Origin of the sequence: Propioniciclava sp., from assembly GCF_029977985.1 — a bacterium.
Lineage (GTDB): Bacteria > Actinomycetota > Actinomycetes > Propionibacteriales > Propionibacteriaceae > Propioniciclava.
In genome coordinates this window covers 1-2,246 of record NZ_JARKOT010000219.1, presented here as the reverse complement: position 1 = coordinate 2,246, position 2,246 = coordinate 1, and the positions used below count along the sequence as shown (strand labels likewise).

General features: G+C 69.2%; 2 protein-coding genes. Both read right to left on the bottom strand.

Features of this window, described 5'->3' with window-relative positions; genetic code table 11:
• Window positions 1–800: DUF1338 family protein (locus tag Q1K57_RS12890; protein ID WP_300083312.1), on the bottom strand; the 800-nt coding region annotated here is incomplete at its 3' end.
• Between the two features lies 1 nt (window position 801).
• Window positions 802–2,118, bottom strand: a complete 1,317-nt coding sequence (gene lat / locus Q1K57_RS12885; protein WP_300083310.1) for an L-lysine 6-transaminase — start codon at window positions 2,116–2,118, stop codon at window positions 802–804.
• Between the last annotated feature and the right edge of the window lie 128 nt (window positions 2,119–2,246).

Genomic DNA, 2,246 nt, shown 5'->3' with positions numbered 1-2,246 from the left:
TTGAACGACGTCTGGCGCAGCAGCACGTCGGGACCCTCCCAGCGCGGCGGGCCCTGGATCTCGTCGATCATCGTGATGCCGAGCGCGGTCATGCGCGCGTACAGGTCGTCGATGTCGAGGACGCGCGGCGTCAGGTGGTTGATGTGCGTCGCCCGGACGCCGCCGATGTCGGCCGCCACCCCCGAGATCTCGGCGAGCCGGGTGTACCAGGCACGGTCGACCGGCTCGTCGGAGAGCTCGAAGCAGGCCGTCGCGAGCCGCAGGAACTCCTCGGCCTCAGCGTCCGGCAGCCCGCCGTCCGCCTCCGCCTGCTCGGCCAGGGCGACCACGTCGTCGCCGAACAGTTCGCGGGAAGCGAGGAAGGCGTCGAGTTCGTCGGTGAGCCGGGCGTCGAAGTAGCGCCGGTCGTCGGTGACCAGCGTGGAGCAGAACACCCGGAACGGGTTGATCGCGAGCGCCTCGGGTGTCGTCGGCCGGAACGCCGTCGACACGATCGGCAGCGACGTCGCCTCGTCGCCCCGCAGGTCGTAGAACCCGACGGGTTCCATGCCGAGCGCCGCGAAGATCTGCGCGACCCGTCGCAACTCGGACGCCGTCCCGACCCGGATCGCCCCGTGCCGCTCGGCGGTCACCCGGTCGATGCGGCCGAGCCGCTCGGCGGTGTCCGGGTGAGCGGCCATGAAGTCGGCGTTGACGGCCGTCGACACGTCGACGAGGGTGTTGTACGCCGGCACCTCGGTGCCGTACATGGCCGACAGCGATCGCGCGAAGGCCGCGCGCAGCTGGTGGGTGTCGTACATGTCAGCCCTCGATGCTGGCCAGAACGCGGTCGATGGCGTCCACGGCACGGTCCACGGTCGCCACGTCGACCGTGAGCGGCGGGCGGACCCGCAGCGAGCGGCGTCCACAGCCGAGCATGAGCACGTGCTCGTCCTCCATGAGGCGTGTGATGGCCTCGTTGCGGCGCTCGGCGTCCGGCAGCGAGATGGCGCACATGAGGCCGATGCCGCGCGGGTTCGTGACGGTCGGGTGGCGCTCGGCGAGATCCTTGAGGCGCTCGAGGAGGTGCCCGCCGACCATGCGCGCGTTGCCCATGAGATCCTCGGCCTCGATGATCTCCATGATCCGCCGGCTGCGGACCATGTCGGTCAGGTTGCCGCCCCACGTCGAGTTGATGCGGCTCGACACCTCGAACACGTTGTCGCGCACCTCGTCGACGCGCCCGCCCGCGGTGAGGCCGCACACCTGCAGCTTCTTGCCGAAGCTCATGATGTCGGGCCGGACGCCGTAGTGCTGCCACGCCCACGGCTGGCCGGTCATGCCGCCACCCGTCTGGACCTCGTCGAAGATGAGGAGCGCGTCGTGGCTGTGCACGAGCTCCTTCATGCGGAGCAGGAAGTCGGGGCGGAAGCGATGGTCGCCACCCTCGCCCTGGATGGGCTCCATGATGAACGCCGCGATGTCGTGCGGATTCGCCGCGAAGGCGGCCTCGGCTTGGTCGAGGGCATGCCGCTCGACGGCGTCCATGTCGCGCTCGGCGGCCCAGTAGGGGCTGTCGAGGCGCGGCCAGCCGGGCAGCTTGGGGAACCGGTCGGTCTTGTTGGGGTCGGTGTTGGTAAGGGTCATCGTGTACCCGGAGCGCCCGTGGAAAGCGTCGGTCAGGTGCATGATCTTGGTGCCCAGCTCGCCCGAGCGCCCCTCGGACTCGTTGCGGCGCGACTTCCAGTCGAACGCCACCTTGAGCGCGTTCTCGACCGCCAGCGCGCCGCCGTCGATGAAGAAGTAGTGCGGCAGTTCGGGGTCGGCCATGACCCGCTCGAACGTCTCCACGAACCGCGCCATCGCGACCGTGTAGATGTCGGAGTTGCTCGGCTTGTTGAGCGCCGCTTCGAGCAGTTCTGCCTTGAACTCGTCGTTGTTCGCGATCCCGGGGTGGTTCATGCCCAGCGGGTTGGACGCGAAGAACGTGAACATGTCGAGGAACTCGGTGCCGGTCTCGGCGTCGACGAGCGTGGTGCCGCGCGAGGCGGTCAGGTCCAGGACGAAGGGCATTCCGTCGAGGAGCAGGTGCCGGCCCAGGACTTCCCGGACCTGCTCAGCGGCGAGCGTAGCAGTCATTTCTTCAGCGTATCCGGTGCCCAACCGTGAAATCTACTGTGACGCTTTGGCCAAGCGCGATCCTCTACGGCACCCCCCGGTCTGCGAGGGCGGCACCTCGCGCGGGGGCGTGGGTGGGTTGGGGGGGG

Excerpts from the sequence above, each read along its gene's own strand:
- lat (WP_300083310.1), bottom strand. The coding sequence starts at position 2,118 with ATGACTGCTACGCTCGCCGCTGAGCAGGTCCGGGAAGTCCTGGGCCGG.